General features: G+C 65.6%; 14 protein-coding genes. 7 read left to right on the top strand and 7 right to left on the bottom strand.

Features of this window, described 5'->3' with window-relative positions; translation table 11 throughout:
- Positions 1-389: 389 nt before the first annotated feature.
- The 3 genes from ACTU6V_RS06480 to ACTU6V_RS06490 form a co-directional block, all read right to left on the bottom strand.
- Positions 390-1,187 (bottom strand): IniB N-terminal domain-containing protein, encoded by a 798-nt coding sequence (locus tag ACTU6V_RS06480; protein ID WP_443475261.1) that lies wholly within the window; start codon positions 1,185-1,187, stop codon positions 390-392.
- Positions 1,188-1,301: 114 nt separating this feature from the next.
- Complete coding sequence (locus ACTU6V_RS06485; RefSeq protein WP_443475262.1) at positions 1,302-3,869, bottom strand: LuxR C-terminal-related transcriptional regulator; 2,568 nt, start codon at positions 3,867-3,869, stop codon at positions 1,302-1,304.
- 16 nt (positions 3,870-3,885) lie between these two features.
- The gene (locus ACTU6V_RS06490; RefSeq protein WP_443467386.1) at positions 3,886-5,709 is read right to left on the bottom strand and encodes an Hsp70 family protein; all 1,824 of its coding nucleotides are present in this window, start codon (positions 5,707-5,709) and stop codon (positions 3,886-3,888) included.
- 316 nt (positions 5,710-6,025) lie between these two features.
- Here ACTU6V_RS06490 and rarD point away from each other — a divergent pair, with 316 nt between their 5' ends.
- From rarD to ACTU6V_RS06505, 3 genes are all read left to right on the top strand, one after another.
- A complete protein-coding gene (rarD, locus tag ACTU6V_RS06495) occupies positions 6,026-6,943 on the top strand; it encodes an EamA family transporter RarD (RefSeq protein WP_443475263.1) in 918 nt (305 codons plus the stop codon).
- A gap of 92 nt (positions 6,944-7,035) precedes the next feature.
- Positions 7,036-8,298 (top strand): ABC transporter substrate-binding protein, encoded by a 1,263-nt coding sequence (locus ACTU6V_RS06500; protein ID WP_443467384.1) that lies wholly within the window; start codon positions 7,036-7,038, stop codon positions 8,296-8,298.
- 392 nt (positions 8,299-8,690) lie between these two features.
- Positions 8,691-9,146, top strand: a complete 456-nt coding sequence (locus tag ACTU6V_RS06505) for a putative endonuclease domain-containing protein (RefSeq protein WP_443475264.1) — start codon at positions 8,691-8,693, stop codon at positions 9,144-9,146.
- Between the two features lie 66 nt (positions 9,147-9,212).
- Here the strand turns inward: ACTU6V_RS06505 and ACTU6V_RS06510 are convergent, their stop codons facing one another.
- Genes ACTU6V_RS06510 through ACTU6V_RS06525 form a run of 4 tightly spaced genes read right to left on the bottom strand, consistent with a single transcriptional unit; the run spans position 9,213 to position 13,291 of the window.
- On the bottom strand, positions 9,213-9,986 hold the full coding sequence (locus ACTU6V_RS06510; RefSeq protein ID WP_443467382.1) for an ABC transporter ATP-binding protein: 774 nt from the start codon (positions 9,984-9,986) through the stop codon (positions 9,213-9,215).
- Positions 9,983-10,921 carry an ABC transporter ATP-binding protein gene (locus tag ACTU6V_RS06515; protein WP_443467900.1) on the bottom strand — a complete coding sequence of 313 codons (939 nt, stop codon included), beginning with the start codon at positions 10,919-10,921 and terminating at the stop codon, positions 9,983-9,985. The genes ACTU6V_RS06510 and ACTU6V_RS06515 overlap by 4 nt, the downstream gene beginning before the upstream one ends.
- Positions 10,922-10,952: 31 nt before the next feature.
- Positions 10,953-11,930, bottom strand: coding sequence for a branched-chain amino acid ABC transporter permease (locus tag ACTU6V_RS06520; RefSeq protein ID WP_443467381.1), 978 nt, complete (start codon positions 11,928-11,930; stop codon positions 10,953-10,955).
- Positions 11,931-11,932: 2 nt separating this feature from the next.
- Positions 11,933-13,291: an ABC transporter permease subunit gene (locus ACTU6V_RS06525; protein WP_443475265.1), complete on the bottom strand. Its 1,359-nt coding sequence runs from the start codon at positions 13,289-13,291 to the stop codon at positions 11,933-11,935.
- A 225-nt stretch (positions 13,292-13,516) separates the two neighbouring features.
- On the opposite strand from ACTU6V_RS06525, the gene guaB reads away from it, so the two are divergent.
- From guaB to ACTU6V_RS06545, 4 genes are all read left to right on the top strand, one after another.
- The gene (gene guaB / locus ACTU6V_RS06530; RefSeq protein WP_443467379.1) at positions 13,517-15,019 is read left to right on the top strand and encodes an IMP dehydrogenase; all 1,503 of its coding nucleotides are present in this window, start codon (positions 13,517-13,519) and stop codon (positions 15,017-15,019) included.
- Positions 15,020-15,126: 107 nt separating this feature from the next.
- Positions 15,127-15,693, top strand: a complete 567-nt coding sequence (locus ACTU6V_RS06535; RefSeq protein ID WP_443475266.1) for an OsmC family protein — start codon at positions 15,127-15,129, stop codon at positions 15,691-15,693.
- Between the two features lie 50 nt (positions 15,694-15,743).
- Entirely contained in the window at positions 15,744-17,177 is a 1,434-nt protein-coding gene (locus tag ACTU6V_RS06540; protein ID WP_443475267.1) for a glycoside-pentoside-hexuronide (GPH):cation symporter, read from the top strand.
- Positions 17,164-19,107: an alpha-glucosidase gene (locus ACTU6V_RS06545; protein WP_443475268.1), complete on the top strand. Its 1,944-nt coding sequence runs from the start codon at positions 17,164-17,166 to the stop codon at positions 19,105-19,107. Before ACTU6V_RS06540 ends, ACTU6V_RS06545 begins: the two co-directional genes overlap by 14 nt.
- Positions 19,108-19,120: the final 13 nt, after the last annotated feature.

Here is a 19,120-nt window from a genome sequence, read left to right on the forward strand (position 1 = left end):
CTGCCACCACCGTGTGCCAGGCCGTCGTCCCATGAACGACACCATCAGCACGATCTGTGTGAGCAGGATCGCAACGAGCGCCGTGAACACGATCCAGAAGATGATGTCGGCCGCGGACTTGTACGTCGCCTCATCTCGACCCTCGGTCACTCCCTTGGCGACATCGGCGATCAATGGCAGCAGATCCTGTCGGATGATGAAGAAGTACACCGCGGTGAACCCGCCCACCGCGAAGCTCATGATCCAGAAGAACTGACTCAGCCTGATCGAGAAGGGCGGCGGCACCTTGACCAACACCGGTGCCTCGTTCGCGCCGCGAACGAGAGGCCGCTGGGGGGCCTCTCGTCTCGGCGGGCTCCCGTCGCCGGGAGCGGGGTTGGACTGAATGGTCACTGCTGCTCGACCGGCTCCTCGATCATCGGCTCGTCTTCGACGACGACGCCGGAGGCATCCTCTGTATAGGATTCCGCAGGAGCTGCGGCCATGTCGGACTCGAGCACGTCCGCTGGCTCCTCGTGGGCCACTACCGGTTCGTAGAGCTCTGGTGTCGCGGCGACCTGTGCCTGTGTTCCCGCGTCGGTGGAGTTGTCCTGGAACGAATCCTCCACCGTGACGTCGACGGATGCATCGGTCTGCGAGTTGTCCTGGAACGAATCGTCGATCGTGGAGTTATCGGAACCGTCGGTGTTGTTCGAGTCGTTGTACTCGTCGTTGCCGATGCTGATGTCACCGGTGGTGATGTCGGTGTCGGTATCGGTGAGCGTGGCGTCATCGCCGGCTGCGACCGATTCATCGCCCGAAGCGACCACGGCGTCCTGATCGAAGATCTGCGTGACATCGCCGCCGTCGGTCCAGATGTTCTGGTTCACCGACTGGTCGACGATCGTCGAACGGGCATCGATCGTGGTGAACTGACTCACCAAGCGAACGATCTCGTTGACCACCGGGTCGGGAGGCGACGGCGGTTCGGGAGGCCCAGGGTGCGGAGGGCGCGGTGTGACCGACGGGTGATCCATGACGACTGGCGCTACCGCGCGCACGTCCGCGACGCAGGCGTTCTGCACGCCGCCGCGCATCATCGCCGCCTCCGGATCAGCGGTGAATTCTTCCGCGGCATCCGGATCGTGCAGAAGGCTGAGTATGAACGAGATCAGCGCATCTGCGATGGTCTCTACAGGTGAAATCATGAGGTTGCCTCTTCGCCTTGCTCTGACAATGGTTCACTATCGGGGAGCTCATCTGAGCGTATTGCGCCGCGATGCTCGCATCATCGGGGGTGACCCCGATACATCCCCGTGGAACTAGGGGGGTGTGCCGTCTTCGCCGGGGTGCGGGGTGCCGGCGCCGCGGTCAGTCCCGATGAGCTGCCGCAATTGCGCGAGCATCTCGGAGCGTGAGCTCGCACCCAGCCGGCGCCGGATGTGCGCGATGTGATGCTCGGCAGTGCGGGGCGAGATGAAGATCGTCTCGCCGATCTCGGCGTAGGTCTTCCCTTCGATGACCAGCCGTGCCACTTCGAGCTCGCGTTCGCTGAGCACCTCCTGTGGGGTGCTCTTCGTCGGGGTCGTCGCATCGCCGCCTTTCGCTGCCATCGCCCGACGCGACCCGTCGATCGGGTGCAGTTCTCTCGCGCAGGCGAGCAGTCGTGCGGACACCTTGCGGTCCTGCGACCTGGCGGCGCCGTGACCGGCGAGGCGTGCGCCATCCCAGACCAGACCGATGGACGCGAGATCCTCTGCCGCCTTCTCTACGGCTTCGGCCTCGACGGTGCCGCCGAGCACCGAGGTCCAGACCCGTCCCGCCTTCGCCATGGTGCTGGCGATGCGACTGTGCGCCGAGGCTTCCACGAGTGCTTTCGCGTGCGGGCGCAGCGATTCCGGGCTGTTCAGCAGGATGCCGTTCTGGATTCCCGCCCAGCGCAGATGGGCAGACCACAGTGCAGGATCGTGCAGCTGGTTCACGAGCTGGAGCGCTCGCTCGAACTGCGGACGGATCCTCTCGGGGTCTCCCACCCGCGATGCGGAGCTGATGAGTTCGGCCAGGGGGTGCAGCAGGTACAGATCGACGTCCACCCGCAACAGGCTCGCCCTCGCTCGACGCCAGGCTGCTTCCAACCCTGCGGCGTCCTCGTAGCGGCGCGCGATCGCGACGCGCACGGCATCCGCAAGCAGAAGGTCGCGCGGGGAGCGCGCGGCAGTGGCGCTCGCCAGCGCATCGCGGGCTTCACCCGGCCGGGCGAGCTCCACGGCGATCCACGCACGCCACAGCAACAGACGGGGGCGTGCCCATGGCCCGCCCTGCCCACCCGCGATCGCATCGTCGATGACGGAAGACGCTGTGGCGAGTGCGCCGAGATTCAACGCGACGATCGCCGCGATGACCGCGGGCAGTTCCGGAATGCCGGATGCCTCATGCGAGGTCGTGTACATCTCTGATGCGCGCACGAGATCTGACAGCGACGGCTCAGCCTGCTCCGGCGCGAGCGAGGCATCGAGTCCGCGGCGCAGCAGGCGCATCGCGACGCCGAGAGTCGAGGGGATGGCGGAATCTTCGGTCGTGGTGGGGGCGTCCGCAGCTGTGTCCGAAGCGATGCCGATGCCGAGTGAAGCGATGCGCGCGCGGGCGGCGGAGAGCGGACCGGAGGGCGAGGTGACCTGATACACGGTGTGGGCCTGCTCCATCATTCCGCGTGCCGCCCAGATCGCTGCTGTGGTGTCGGCGAGCCTGTCGCGGTCATGAGCACCTGCGGAGGGACCCGTCAACGGGCCTGCTTCGTCCACGAGCGCACTCGCGGTGTCGAGGTCCCCGGCCGCCCACGCGGCTTCTGCGCGTCGTCCGGCCAGCAGCGAAGCATCCTCACCGGAGCGGATGGCGCCCTCGTACAGCTCTGCGGCGCGCTTCGGATGCGTGGGAAGAAGCGTATCGGCATATCGGATCAGCACTTCGCCCGGTGGACTCGGGTCGCCCGGGGTCGCGCCCGCTATGTGGGCGACGGCGGCATCCAGCGCGATCAGGCGACCGGCTGGCATCCCCGCCTGCACAGTGATGCGCACGAGCGGAACAGGCTGTCCGTTGCGCAGGAGAAGCCCTTCGGCGTAACCGTGCAGGGCATGGTCGCCGGACTCATCAGCAGCGTCCGGCATCCCGGCGTTTGAGACGCAGATCCGCTCGATCTGCGCGCGCAGGCCTGGTGCGGTCATGCTCAATCGGTGCGCGATCCGCTCTTCAAGTGCCATGCGCAGTTCGCTGTGCGCCGCACCGCCTCGACAGTCGCGGTCATCGTGGGCGCGCAGCGCCTCGCTGACCAGCCAGGACACGCCTCCGGTGATCTCGAGAATGTCGCTCAGGCATGCCTCCGACATGCGCAGATCATGCTGAGACAGATGCGTCAGCAGGTCGGCGCGCGATACGTGTCCGAGGACGACGCTCGGATGATGCTGCTCGAGATGCTGCGAGATCTCGGCGACCGTGTCGTCCCAGCGCGCTGGGCGCAGCGCGACGATGAGGGACGCATCCGGGTCTGCCGCGCGAATGCGCAGCTGTGCCAGTTGATCGCCGCCGAGTCGGTGCAGGTCGTCGACGATGAGCACGCGGGAGCGCGGAACCTCAGTGATATCCGCGGGGCCAGGGCGCATGTACACGGCATCGCGGGCCCGCTCTGTCAGCAGCGAATGCAGATGGCGCAGGGTCGTAGACTTTCCCGACCCGGCGTTTCCGACCACCAGCGCACGCGGAGCAGAATCGTCGATGGCTTCGAGCGCCGGACCGATCATGTGCTCCCAGAGTGCGGGCAATGACAACCGACGTGATGTGGCGCGCGCGGAATCGTCGTACGTCGTCGCGGGCTGTCGCTGTTGCTCGGCGAGCATGATCAGGCGTCTCCGATCAGGTGGGCGTGGCTACCGGACCTGAGGGCTGTTCGCTGGTCGTCGGGGCTGTTTCAGGGGTTTCTGACACCGGGGTCGGGTTCTCCGGTGCAGGGTTCTCTGGTGGTGGCGTCGTGTCAGCGGGCGGAGCGGTCGGGTCTGTCGGGTTGGAGACGTCGGGGGTGGTGTCTTCCGGGGCGGGGTCTTGCGGGTTCGTGTCTTCGGGAATCGGGTCTGTCGGAGTGGTGTCCGGCGGAGGCGTCGTGGTCGTGTCGCTCGTACCACCTGTGTCTGCCGGAGGCTGCGTGGTGTCGGTCTGGCCGCCGGTGGTGGGATCGCTGCTCGTGTTGGTCGAACCGGGAGTGACCGGACCAGACCCCGGTGTGCCTCCGGAATCGTTGGAAGGCGAGGTCGGTTCCACCTTCGGCCCGGACTGCCTGGTCTTGGGCGGAGTCTGTTTCGCGCCAGCATCCGATTTCGTGCTGCTCACCGGAAGGATGCCCGACTCTGCGGCCGGAGTTTGGGGGGTCGCGGGTGCGGCCGGCGCCGGGTTCGGAGCCGGCGACGGTTTCGTCGGCGCAGTACCGAGAGGTTTCGGCAGGCTCATGATCTTGGATGCCGCCTCCGTGATGAAGTCTGGCCAACGGGTGCCAGCGGCTGTCGTGTTGCTGAGGACGATCGTGGCGGCGATGAAGACCGCAGCCACAGCGAGCAGCGCAGGAGAGGTCGTTCGAGACGGCTTGGCGAACAATGTGCGCACGAACGCGGCGGCCCTCGTCGGCTGGTTCTCCGACTCGTCCTGCTCCTCCTGCTCGGTCTCCTGGCCAGGCTTCTTCCCGGTCCATTGTTCAATGGCTCGCGCTGTGCGTGCGCTCGGCGCCGGGGCTGCGTCGGCGGGGGCATCGACGCCGGAGATCAGGTCGCGCGCGATGCGCGCGGCGCCGAGTACCGTGGTGGCCTTCGTATCAGCATCCGCGACGATCGGGACGTCGAACCGTTCGGAGAGCCGCTGGGCGACCAGCGGAGTGCGAGAGGACCCGCCGGCGAGGACGATCCCCTTCAGCCGATCTCCGTGTGCGTCTGCCGACTCGATCGCGAGGTCGAGGGCTTCGACGGTCTTGTCGAGGTCATCGACGATCATGCCTTCGAGTTCTGAGCGAGTGATGCGCACGCTCGCGCCACCGGCGAGCGCGCCGAGCTGCACTGTCGCATCTCCCGCCGAGGAGAGGAGCTCTTTGGCCTTGACGATCGCGCCGCGCACTTCGGCCAAGGCAGCCAGTGGTGCGTCGGAGACATCAGTGCTCTGGCTGGCGAGCACATGGCGCATCAGCTCGTCATCGAAGTCCGCACCTCCCAGGTGCTCAATGCTCACCTGCTCGCCGACGGGCTGATAACGCCCCCCGGAACGCTGGCGCAGGACACGCGCGTCGAACCGGGTGCCGCCGAGGTCGTAGACCGCGAGCATGTTCCCCGGATCGAGGGGAAGGACCGTCTCGGACTGTCGAGCGGATGCTTCGGACTCGCTCACCAGCACGGGTGCATCGATGCCCGCGCGCTCGAGGGCCGCGCGAAGGCGTGACAGGCGGTGTCCGCCCCAGGATGTGGGATGAGTGATGGCGATCAGCGCGGGGCGCTCGCCCTCTGCCGCGGTGACCTCATCGACGATCCAGGCGCACAGCCGCGCAACGATGTCCTCTGCGAGTACGGCGTGTTCACCGATCAGCACGGGGACATCGTCGCCGACGTCGTGGGCGAATTCACGGACCAGCCGGTGCGGACTCGTCGATCCGTAGTGCGCGGCCTCGTCGCCGAAGAACAGCGTGCCGTCCTCTGCGATGTACACAGCAGAAGAAGCACTGGGCTCGTTAGCGCTTAACGAGAACAGAGCTGGGTTATCGTATGGCTCGCGTGAACCGTGGGCAACGGCAGCTGAAACCCTGCTGTTGCCGACGTCAATCGCGACCAGGAAAGAAGGTTCGCTCATGTCGCTGGGATGAGCCGAGACCGCGTGTGCGGCTCGGTTCAGGTAGTTCGAACTGCTGGGGTGGGGCTCACTATAGAACTGTTCGGCGTAGAGCGCCAGAGGTAATAGTCAATTCGACGGATTTATTTTTCTGAACGCGCAGTAGCGCCTCCGATCCGGGCCCTAAGGTGGAGCAGTGAGCATCGTCGCATCCCCGCGGACCCGGGCGACAGGGGCCGCATACGCCACCGCCGCCTACCTGCTCTGGGGCTTTCTTCCGCTGTACTTCCTGCTGCTCGTGCCCACAGGTCCCTGGGAGATCGTTGCGGCGCGCGTCGTCTTCTCGTTCGTGTTCTGCCTACTGCTGCTCACACTCGCCAGGGGATGGCGGCGCATCATCGCGATCATCCGGCAGCCCAGACTCCTCGGGTGGACGGCGCTGGCGGGGACGCTGATCTACATCAACTGGCAGGTCTTCGTCATCGGCACGCTGAGCGAGCGAGTGGTTGAGACGTCTCTCGGGTACTTCATGAACCCCATCTTCACCGTCCTGCTGGGCGTCTTCGTGCTGCGCGAGCGCATCCGCAGACTGCAGTGGGTCGCCATCGGCGTCGCTGTGCTGGCTGTGGTCGTCATCATCATCGGCTACGGGGCCTTCCCGTGGATCGCGCTGTCGCTGACAGCATCCTTCGGGCTTTATGGCCTGGTCAAGAAGAAGGTCGGACCGGCGGTGGATGCCGTGAGCGGCCTCACCCTCGAATCCTTCTGGTTGCTGCCGGTTGCGGCCGTGCAGCTGATCATCGTCGCGCAGACGACCGGGATCACCTTCGGTAACGTCAGCACTGGACACACGCTGCTGCTGCTGTTCGCCGGCATCGCCACCGCAGTGCCGCTGCTGCTGTTCGCCGCGGGCGCTCGCCGCATCAACCTCACCGTGATCGGGATGATCCAGTTCATCACTCCGATCATGCAATTCCTCACCGGAGTGCTCATCCTGCACGAGCCCATGCCGGCCGAGCGCTGGATCGGATTCATCATCGTGTGGGTCGCTGTCGGGGTGTTCCTCATCGACCTCGCTCTGGCGGCCAGGCGATCGCGCCGGACACACCGTTAACGCATCGCAACACACGCGTGACCTCTTCGCGTATACGTTAAGGGCACGGACGACGCCCGAGTCGTCGCGATCATGAATAGCAAGGGAGCAGCATGAGCGTCTTCACACACATGCGTACGCGAAAGGTCATCGGCGGCATCGCCCTGATCAGCGCGGGCGCGATGGTCTTGGCAGGGTGCAGCAGTGGCGGCGGCGGCGACGCCGAAGAGCCGGCGGCACCGACTGATCGTGAAGCACTCACGCTCAGCATCGGAACGGTCCTCCCGCAGACCGGTCAGCTCGCCTACCTCGGCCCGCCCGAGGAAGCAGGCGTCGGTCTTGCCGTCGCCGAGATCAATGAGGCAGATCTCGGCATCACGGTGGAGGTCGAATACGGAGACTCCGGAGACCCCGACAACAAGGCGTTCGAGACCACGGTCCCGCGTCTGCTCGACTCGGGCGTTTCGGCGATCATCGGTGCGGCATCGTCCGGTGTCACCAAGCTCTTCCTCGACCAGGCGGTCAGCGCGGGTGTCATCACCTTCTCGCCGGCCAACACCTCGCCGGACTTCACCGAATGGCCCGATGACAACCTCTACTGGCGCACCGCTCCGAGCGACCTGCTCCAGGGCGAGGTCCTCGCCAGCGAGATCGGCATCGACGGCCACGCGAACCTCGGGATCATCTACCTCAACGACGCGTACGGCTCGGGTCTTGAGAAGTCGTTGACCGAGAACTTCGAGGCGGGCGGCGGCACGGTCGTGGCATCCGAGGCGTACAACGCCAACGACACCTCGTTCGACGCGCAGATCTCGACCATCCTCGCGCAGAACCCGGACGCCGTCGCGGTGATCGGATTCGAGGAGACCTCGACGATCGTTCCGGCGTTCATCTCGAGCGGATTCGACGGCAGCAAGTTCTACTTCGTCGACGGCAACACGCAGCAGTGGGGTGCCGACATGCCCGTCTCGATCGAGGGCAGCAAGGGAACCCAGCCCGGGCCCGTGCTCGCGGATGACTTCCAGCAGCGTCTGATCGACCAGTGGCAGGAGCAGTCGGGCAAGGAGCTCGTCGACTTCAACTACGCCGCGGAGTCCTACGACGCGGTGGTTCTGCTCGCACTCGCCTCGCTGGTTGCGAACTCCACGGATGCGACCGACATCGCAGGTGCCCTCCAGGAGGTCTCCGGCGGCTCGGGTGACGGTGAGAAGTGCGACACCTTCGCGGACTGTGCACAGATCATCCTCGACGGCGGCACTGCTGACTACGACGGATACTCCGGCGCGATCACGTTCGATGAGAACGGCGACCCGACCGAGGCGACCATCGGCGTCTTCCAGTACGGAGCCGACAACACTCACACCCGTATCAACTGATACGTGCGCGAAGGGTCGGATGCCGCGGCATCCGGCCCTTCTGCGCGCCCGGCCGCGTTCTGCGCGCCCGGCCGCGTTCGGCGCGGGCGTGCGCGCGCGGGATGGATTTCGGGGCTGGGGAGGGCGCTACGCGACGGGTTGGGCGCGCGTCACTCGTTCTGCACAGGGCCGGCTTGGGTGGGTTGTCCACCCGTACACCGGCGTCCGCTCCATGACGATGCCAGAGACGTTCGATGACCGGGTGAGGTGTTGCGCGCTGCGGCTCAAACCCGGGCAACGATTCGGCAGAACGACCGCCGCGCGGCTATGGGGGCTGCCGCTGCCGACGCGATGGAAAGAGGGCGAAGAGATCGACGTGGTCGTCCCGACCGGCACGACACCGCCGAATGTTCATGTGCGCGCCGGATCTCACCGTCGATCAAGCCATCGTCATGATCGACGCTCTGGTGACGCCCGCGCTGAACCATCCAGACCTCGGACCAGGAAAACCGATGGCGACGCTCTCGGAGATCGAGGCGCGCCTACTGATCATCGACAGCGGCCTCCCGGAACCAGTGGTGCAGTTCGAGGTTCGCGTGGAGGGCGAGCTCATCGCCCGCCCGGACCTCGCCTACCCCGAGCTCAAGGTCGGCATCGAATACGACGGTGACGGGCACCGCACTGACAAAGACGAGTGGCGGCGCGACATCCAGCGTCACCGCGCGCTCACCGCCGCCGGATGGGTGAGTCTTCACCTCACGGAGGCCGACCTGGCCGCGGGTGCGCGGGATGCTTTTGTCGCGCAGCTTCGGCGAGCCATGGCCGAGCGCAGGATGGAAATCACGGCGCAAACAGCATCCAAGCCGTGAAATCCATCCCGCACCGCGCGTAGCGGGCGCGCAACGCGGACGCGACGCACGCGGGCGGGGCGCGCCTCAGTCCTCCCCGAGCGTGCCGAGGTAGAGCCCGATCACCTTCGGATCGTTGAGCAGCTCCCGACCGGTTCCCGTGTAGGCGTCGTGGCCCTGGTCGAGAACGTAGCCGCGGTCGCAGATCTGCAGGCAGCGGCGCGCATTCTGCTCGACCATGATCGTTGTCACGCCCGCCTTGTTGATGTCGGAGACGCGGATGAACGCGTCATCCTGGCGCACCGGTGACAGTCCAGCCGAAGGCTCATCAAGCAGCAGCACCGAGGGATCCATCATCAGCGCTCGCGACATCGCGACCATCTGGCGCTCGCCGCCCGACAGCGACCCCGCGCGCTGCTTCAGTCTGGCGCCCAGTTCGGCGAAGATGCCGGTGACGAACTCCAGCCGCTCCTTGTACGCCTTCGGCCGCTGGATGATCCCCATCTGCAGATTCTCTTCGATGGTCAGCGAGGGGAACACGTTGTTCGTCTGCGGGACAAACCCCACACCGCGCTGCACGAGCTCATTGGCCTTCAGCCCGACGATGCTCTCGCCGTTCACGAGGATTTCGCCTCCGCGCACCTTCACCTGTCCGAAGATCGCCTTCAGAAGCGTCGACTTGCCCGCGCCGTTGGGGCCGATGATGCCGACCAGCTCGCCCTTCGCAGCCGTCAGATTCGTGTCGTTGAGGATGTTCACCCCTGGCAGGTACCCCGCAGTGAGGCCCTTGACCTCGACGACGATGTCCCCGACGGGCTGCGCGGCTGTCTGTTCGGCTGCGGGGGCAGTTGGCGTGCTCATGGCTTGTCCTCCTCGGCGGCCTGAACCGCGGCTTCATGCTCCTCGCGGATCTCCTCGAGCATCTCGCTGGCAGACTCATCGATCTCGCCCTTGTAGCGCCCGGTGACGACCCCGAGGTCGACGTCCTGGTGACTGCCGAGGTAGGCATCGATGACGGCCTTATCCTGCATGACGGTCTGTGGCGGACCTTCAGCGACGATCCGTCCCTCGGCCATCACGATCACCCAGTCGGCGATGTGACGGACCATGTTCATGTCGTGCTCGACGAACAGCACGGTCATGCCCAGATCCTTGAGGTCGAGAATGTGGTCGAGCAGCGACTGGGTGAGGGCCGGGTTCACACCGGCCATCGGCTCGTCGAGCATCACCAGCGAAGGGTCGCGCATCAGCGCGCGCGCCATCTCGAGCAGCTTGCGCTGACCTCCCGAGAGGCTGGCGGCGTAGTCGGACGCCTTCGTGTCGAGCTTGAACCGGGCGAGCAGGTCCATCGCCTTCGCTTCGAGTTCGGTGTCCTGCTTGCGCCAGATCGCCGGAATCAGAGCGGGAAGGAACCCTTCGCCCTTCTGGTCCGGCGCCCCGAGCTTCATGTTCTCGAGCACGGTCAGCAGCGAGAGCGCCTTGGTGAGCTGGAATGTGCGCACCTGCCCCATCTGCGCGACCTTGAACGAGGGGATGCCCGAGAGCTGGTGCCCGTCGAAGCTCCACTTGCCGGTGTTCGGCTTGTCGAAGCCGCACAGCAGGTTGAACAACGTCGTCTTTCCGGCACCGTTCGGCCCGATCAGCGCCGTGATGGCGTGACGGGGGACCTCGATGTGATCGACGTCGACGGCGGTCAGACCGCCGAAGCGCCGCGTTACTTTGTCGGCGACGAGAATCGGATCGACTTTCTCGCAACCGGGGACGGCATCGCCCTTGTGAAGACCTGTCGTCTTGATCCGTCCGGTCTTCGGCGTGCTCTCTGCAGAGTTATTTGACAAAGGTCAGCTCCCTCTTGTTTCCGAGGAGTCCCTGCGGGCGGAAGATCACCAGCAGCATGAGTGCGACCCCGACGATCACGAAGCGGAGTGTTGCCGCCTGGATCGCCGACATCGGAAGGATGCCTTGCGCTGCCAAGCTCGGCAGCACACCCTCGAGGAACGCCATGATGACCCAGAAGATCACCGCTCCCAGCGCCGGCCCGAAGACCGTTGCTGCTCCACCGAGTAGCAGGATCGTCCAGAGGAAGAACGTCAGCGACGTCGTGTAGCTCGCCGGCACCACCGCCGATGGCAGCGCGAATACGGCGCCGCCGAGGCCACCCATGATTCCACCGATGACCAGCGCTTGCATCTTGTATGAGAAGACGTTCTTTCCGAGCGAGCGCACGGCGTCCTCGTCCTCGCGGATTCCCTTGAGCACCCGTCCCCATGGGCTGCGCATGAGCGCCCACACCAGGTAGATGCACGCCGCGAGCACCAGCAGACCGAACACGCGCACCCAGAGCTGGCTGGCGTTGTAGGTCCAGGGGCCGAAGCCGTAGGTGCCTTCGGGGAAGGGATTGGCCGCACGGAACCCTGCGTGGTAGCCGCCGAGGCCGTCAGCGGCGTTCGTCTGCTCCTCGAACGCAGTCGAGGTGAACAGCAGGCGCACGATCTCGGCCGCGGCGATCGTCGCGATGGCCAGATAGTCAGCGCGCAGCCGCAGAGTCGGGATGCCGAGGATGAAGGCGAATACCGTCGACATCACCATGCCGACGATGATGCCCACCCACCACGGCAGACCGAACGTCAGGATCGAGATCGCGTAGCTGTACGCACCGATCGCCATGAATCCGGCCATACCGAAGTTGAGCAGTCCGGCGTAGCCGAAGTGGACGGCAAGCCCGGTCGCCGCGATGGCATAGGCGATGGTGGTCGGGCTCAGCATCCAGGATGCGGTGTTTCCGAAGATTGCTCCCCAGTCCATGATCAACCGATCCTTTCTCTTCGACCGAGGATGCCCTGTGGTCGAAACAGCAGCACCAGAATGAGGACGGCCAGCGCTCCGACGTACTTCAGGTCAGAGGGCAGCCACAGCGTTGAGACCTCGACGAGGAGGCCGACGATGATCGAGCCGATCAGCGCGCCGAAGGCCGTTCCGAGGCCGCCGAGGCAGACGGCCGCGAAGATGAGCAGCAGGATGTGCACGCCCATGTCCCAGCGGACGCCGGGGCGGAAATACGCCCACAGGATGCCGCCGAGGGCGGCGAGAGCGGATGCCAGGATCCACACGATCCGGATGACCCGGTCGACGTTGATTCCGGATGCCGCGGCAAGAGAGGGGTTGTCGGAGATCGCTCGCGTCGCCTTGCCCGTGCGGGTGCGCAACAGCCAGAATGCGACGGCTACGAGGACGACGATGCTGAGTCCCATCGACATCATGTCGATCGAGCTGAGCCTGATCGGGCCCCAGATCTCGATCTTCGGAGCGCCCGCGTTGGGAAGCTGCACGGTGCCGCCGCCGAAGAAGAAGAGGAACACGTATCGCAGCGCGAACGAGAATCCGATGCTCACGATCATGAGCGGGATGATTCCCATTCCCCGTTTTCGCAGGGGCTTCCAGAGGCCGACATCCATCAGATAGCCGAATATCGCGCCGGAGATCACGACGAGTGGAATCGTCAGCCACATCGGTATCGCCAGGGATACGCCGAAGACCACCGCCATCACCGCGCCGAACGTCACCATCTCGGCATGGGCGAAGTTGGTGAGGTTCATGGTTCCGAAGATCAGCGAGACGCCGATCGCTGCGAGGGCGAGCAGCAGGCCGAAGTTGAGGCCGTTGATTATCCGCTCTACGAGCTGGTCGACGAAACTCGTGGTCTCGCGCACGCCCTCACCGAGGAATAGGTTGACGATGACGCGGTTGCCGAGCCCGAATTCGACATCCTGCGAGGCAGAGTCGCCTTCGACGATGACTCCATCCGGCAGGGTCGACTCATCGACGGTGAGCTCGTACTCGCCCTTCTCGGGGACGTAGAGCGTCCAGCGCCCTGTGTCGTCGGTCTCGGTCTCGGCCTCGAAGCCGTTGCCCTCGATCGAGACAGCGACCCCGGGCAGGGGGTCTGCGTTGTACTTGATGACTCCGGCGAAGAAGAAGTCTGTGACCTCCTGCTCGTCGCTGCCTGAATCGCTGGGGGACGCCGTCGTGGTGTCCGTCTCTCCGTCACCGGTATCGGCGAATGAAGCAGGTGCTGCCATGAACAGCATCGCTGCCGCGAGCAGGAAGCTCACCAGGGCGATCACCCACGGTATGCGCCCGCGTCTGTGGCTGGTCGTCAGTTCCACGAAACCTCCCTTGTCGTCCGAGGGGTGCCGAGGCTTCGGGTCGCATCGGCTGTGATGAACGACGCTTTGAGCGTAATGTCTCGGCTCGGTTTCACGCCACTGTTCGGTGTGTCGTTATAGAAACGGTGGGCTGCGCGAAGTGCTCAGTGGATGCCGTTCTGGGAATTTTCCCGGCATCCGCGCCCTTAGAATTGGTAGAACACCACGCCTGCAGGAGGATCATTCATGGACCAGCACGATCCCTTCGGTTTCGTCGGACTCACGTACGACGACGTCCTTCTTCTTCCCGGGCACACTGATGTGATCCCGAGCGAGGCAGACACCTCCTCTCGCATCACGCGCCGCATCTCGGTCGCGACACCTCTCCTCTCCAGCGCCATGGACACGGTCACTGAGTCCCGCATGGCCATCGCGATGGCACGCGAGGGCGGCATCGGCATCCTGCATCGCAATCTCTCCATCGCTGACCAGGCCACGCACGTCGACCGTGTCAAGCGCAGCGAATCCGGAATGATCACCGACCCGATCACCACATCGCCGGGTGCGACGGTCGAAGAGGTCGACGAGATGTGTGCGAAGTACCGCATCTCGGGCCTTCCCGTCGTCGATGAAGAAGGCCGGCTCGTCGGAATCATCACCAACCGCGACATGCGGTTTGTCTCCGCGTTCGAGCGCCCGACGACCTTCGTCAAGGACGTCATGACCAGTGAGAGCCTCGTGACGGCGCCCGTGGGCGTGGCAGCCGGCGAGGTCATCGCGCTGTTCGCGAAGCACCGCGTCGAGAAGCTGCCGCTCATCGACGACAACGGCAAGCTCGCCGGTCTCATCACCATCAAGGACTTCGACAAGAGTGAGAAATACCCCCTCGCGACCAAGGACGAGCAGGGGCGCCTCCGCGTAGGCGCTGCGATCGGCTTCTTCGGCGACGCGTGGGAGCGCGCTGAGGCCTTGCGCGACGCCGGTGTGGACGTCCTCGTGGTCGACACCGCCAACGGCCAGTCCCAGGGCGTCATCGACCTCGTCACGCGCATCAAGGCAGACGAGTCGTTCGCGCACATCGACGTCATCGGCGGCAACATCGCCACCCGCGAGGGCGCGCAGGCGCTCATCGAAGCCGGTGTGGATGCGGTGAAGGTCGGCGTCGGCCCCGGATCCATCTGCACCACCCGCGTCGTCGCCGGTGTCGGCGTGCCGCAGGTAACCGCTGTGTACGAGGCATCCCTCGCCGCGCGTCCCGCCGGCATCCCCGTGATCGCCGACGGCGGTCTGCAGTACTCGGGTGACATCGCCAAGGCGCTCGTCGCCGGTGCGGATGCTGTCATGCTCGGCTCGCTTCTGGCCGGCACCGACGAGTCGCCCGGAGAGATCGTCTTCCAGTCCGGCAAGCAGTTCAAGCAGTACCGCGGAATGGGATCGCTCGGTGCGATGCAGACGCGCGGCAAGCAGACCTCGTACTCGAAGGACCGCTACTTCCAGGCGGATGTGCCCAGCGACGACAAGCTCATCCCCGAGGGCATCGAGGGACAGGTGCCCTACCGCGGCCCTGTCGCCGCGGTGGCGTACCAGCTCGTCGGAGGCCTTCGGCAGTCGATGTTCTACGTCGGTGCACGCACGATCGAAGAGCTGAAGACCCGCGGCAAGTTCGTGCGCATCACGGCCGCAGGACTCAAGGAATCGCACCCGCACGACGTGCAGATCGTGGTCGAGGCGCCCAACTACAAGAAGTAGTCGCTACCCTTCGTGTGCGCGGGGGCTTTATTGCGTCCGATGACGGGTGATGACGGCATGTAACGCGGTCGCCGCGAGCGAGCGGATGCCGTGGCTACGGTCGCGTCATGACTCTTTTTCAGGAACAGGCTTTTCAGGAACAGGCAGAGACCGTCGCATCCGTCACGCCCGCTGAGCGGAACGAGCGCCTGACCGACGCGGGTACGGCATGGACCCAGCGCATCGCGCGCGATGTGGGCAACGCCGCGCTCACCTACCGGGTCAGCGGGCGCGGTGTGGGATCGGTGGCCACAGAGGTGCAGGCCGGCAGACACCGTTTCCTCGTGGATGAGCCCGGAGCTCTCGCCGGAGACGACGCAGCTCCGAGCCCGGTCGAGTATGCGCTCGGAGCCCTCGTCTCGTGCCAGGTCGTCGTCTACCGCCTGTACGCGCAGTCGCTGGGCCTCACGATCGATGAGATCGAGATCATCGCGGAGGGCGACCTCGACGCGCGCAGGCTGTTCGGAATCGACGGGTCGGGACGCGCCGGATTCCACGATGTGCGACTGAAGATCGATATCGCCGGGCCGAACACCGCCGAGGAGTACGCGAACCTTCGACGGGTCGTCGACGAACACTGCCCGGTCCTCGATGTCTTCGCGAACCCGGTGCCGGTTTCGAGCGTCCTCGCCTGAGGTGCCAGGGCGCCACCGCGACGGCGGCAGGGCGCCACTAAGCTGGCGCGATGACGGAACCTGTGGCCGTCGGCAGCGCAGCCGACGTCGTCCTGCCCCCACGCACCGGCCCCTCCCGGCGCAACGCGTGGGGGTTCGGATTGGGCACGCTCGGCCGGGACATGGCAGCCACCATGGTCACGATGTTCCTCATCGTGTATCTCACCGAGGTCGTCCAGATCTCGAACGCTGTCCTCGCCGCGATCACGGTTGTGCTGGTGGTGATGCGGCTCTTCGATGCGATCAACGATCCGGTGATGGGCCTGGTCGTCGACAACACGCGTAGCCGCTGGGGAAAATTCAAACCGTGGATCGCGGGCGGTGCACTGGCGTGGGCTGGCGCGACAGTGGTGATGTTCTCCGACTGGGGGGTCGACGGCCCGTGGTTCGTCGTCGTGTTCATCGTGGTCTACCTGGTGTGGGAGGTCGCCTACACGGTCAATGACATCTCGTACTACGGGATGCTCCCGTCGCTGTCGCGCAATCAGGTCGAGCGCGAGCGGATCGGAGTCATCGCCCGGGTGTGCGCGAACATCGGGATCTTCGGCGTCGTCATCGCCATCGTTCCGGTGACGTCTGCGCTGGAGAGCATGCTCGGCTCGGCGCAGTCGGCCTGGCTCACGCTGGCCGTCGTCGTGGCGGTATTCATGCTGGTCTTCCAGACCATCACCCTCGTGACCACGAAAGAGCAGGTCGCCGGCGAGCGGGTGCACACCCCGTTGCGCGAGCTCTTCGCGGTGATCGGCCGCAACGACCAGCTCCTCTGGGTGACTCTCGCGATGGTGCTGTTCATGACCGGGTACACGATCACCGCGAGCCTCGGTCTGTACTACTTCACCTATATCTACGGCGATGTGGGAATGTATCCGATGTTCGCCGCGATCCTCGGCGTCAGCCAGATCGGCGGGCTGCTGCTGTTCCCTCTCGCCTCGGCGCGTCTGGGTCGCCGCCGCGTGCACCTGCTGGCGACCGCGTCATGCGCAGTCGGGTACGCGGTGTTCTTGCTCGCAGGCACCTCGATGCTGCTCATCGGGATCGCAGGTCTCCTGCTGTTCGCCGGTCAAGCGTTCATCCAGCTGCTGATGATGATGTTCATCGCCGACTCGGTCGAGTACGGACAGTGGAAACTCGGTCGTCGCAACGAGTCGATCACCTTCTCGCTGCAGCCCTTCATCTACAAGGCATCCAGTGCACTGGCATCCGGTGCCGTGGGCATCACCCTCATCGTCTCCGGCATCAATGAGGCCGGAAGCGCTGCCGACGTCACCGACGCCGGTGCGCTGGCGTTCAAGATCGCGATGCTGGCGGTTCCGCTGGTTCTGGTCGTCGTGAGCTGGCTGGTGCTCGCCCGGCGGTACCGGCTGGACGAGACGCGGTATGCCGAGATCGTCGCCGATCTGCGGCTTCGCGAGAAAGCGGAGGAGCTACCCGATGGCGCGTCGTGACGCCGGCATCCGCTTCAGAGACGTGTACGCGCATCCGGTCGGACGGGACGCCGTCGACAAGATCCTGCTGCAGCTGGGGCGTTCGCCGCGCTGGGTCACCAACCCTCTCGTCGCCAACCTCCGCCTCCGCACGCTCGGCACGCTCGCCGCGCCCCTCATCGGCCCGGGGGTCGCCGATGCGTTCGCGCACATCCTGGCGGAGCATCCGGAGCGCATCGGACAGGCGACCGGATCCGATGAACAGGCGAAAAGGAGCTGGTGGGAGAGCGCCGTCTTCTACCAGGTGTATCCGCGCTCGTTCCAGGATTCCGACGGCGATGGGATCGGAGACCTCCGAGGGATCATCGACCGACTCGACTACCTGCACGATCTCGGCGTGGACTGCGTCTGGCTGTCGCCGATCTTCGATTCGCCGAACGAGGACATGGGCTACGACGTGCGCGATTATCGCGCCGTGATGACCGAGATGGGCACTCTCGCCGACCTCGATGAGCTCATCGCCGGATGCCACGACCGAGGCATGCGGATCATCCTGGACCTCGTCGTCAATCACACCTCCGCGCAGCACGAATGGTTCCAGGCGGCCATCGCCGACCCCGACGGGCCCTACGGCGACTACTACCACCTGCGACCCGGGGCGCCGGGGGAAGACGGGTCCGGTGCGCCGCCGAATAACTGGACCTCGTTCTTCAGCGGCAGCGCATGGCGGTGGATTCCCGAAGCGGAGCGCTGGGCTCTGCACCTGTTCGCACCGGAGCAGATGGATCTGAACTGGGAGAACCCGGCGGTCCGCGCCGAGGTCGCAGACATCGTCCGATGGTGGCGGGCCCGGGGAATCGACGGCTTCCGGATGGACGTCATCAACTACATCTCCAAGCGCGCCGGCCTCCCGGACGGAAATGAGGCGATCGGGCGCCTGATGGGCTTCTTCGGCATCGAGAACTACTTCTTCGGCCCGCGACTGCACGAGTATCTGCACGAACTGCGTACCGCGGGCTTCACCGGTGGTGGGGCGCTGGACGGATTGATGGTGGGGGAGACCCCCGGCGTCGGGATCGAGATGGGGCGTCTGCTGAGCGATCCGGAACGCGCAGAACTCGATCTGGTGTTCAACTTCGACGTGCTCGAGATGCCGGGGCGCATCCGCTGGGATGACTACTCCTACGACCTCCGGTACCTGAAGACCTATTACACCCAGCTGCTGACGCGGCTCGGCCCTGGCGATCACGCTGCGCTGTTCTTCGACAATCATGACAATCCGCGGATGCTGTCGAAAGTGCTGGGCGCGCGAGCCGACGACCCGCGGCTGCGCACCGCGGTGGGCAAGGCCCTCGCGACCATCCAGCTCATGCTGCGCGGGGTGCCGTTCCTGTTCCAGGGGCAGGAGATCGGTGCGATCGATCAGGATTTCGCGGGGTTGGACGAGCTCCGCGACGTGGAGTCGCGCAACCGCCACGCGGAGCTACGGGCGGCGGGGCACAGCGATGCCGAGGCGTTCGCGCAGGTGCTGCCCGGTGCGCGCGATCACGCCAGGACGCCGATGCGGTGGGAGCCGGGGACTCATTCCGGATTCACGACGGGCGCACCGTGGCAGGCAGGCAATGAGAACTCGATCGGCTTCACCGTGGCCGAGCAGATGGACGAACCGGACTCGGTGTGGAGTTTCACCCGTGACCTGATCCGGCTGCGCCGCGAGCATCGGGCGCTCGCCGCCGGCGGCATCCGCTTTCTCGCCCCGCGCTCGCGCGACTGCTTCGCGTGGGTGCGTACCGGGGGCGAGGGAGAGGACGAATGGCTCATCGAAGTCAACCTCACCGATCGGCAGATCTCGCGTCCGCGCGGGATGCCGAAGGCCGAACCCGTGCTCGCAAGCGCAGCGGATGACTCGATGCTCGGCCCGTACGGCGTGCTCGTGAGCCGCTGCGGGTAGGCTTGACTCGTGA

The organism is Microbacterium zouquanmingi, assembly GCF_052266675.1.
Classification (GTDB): Bacteria; Actinomycetota; Actinomycetes; order Actinomycetales; family Microbacteriaceae; genus Microbacterium.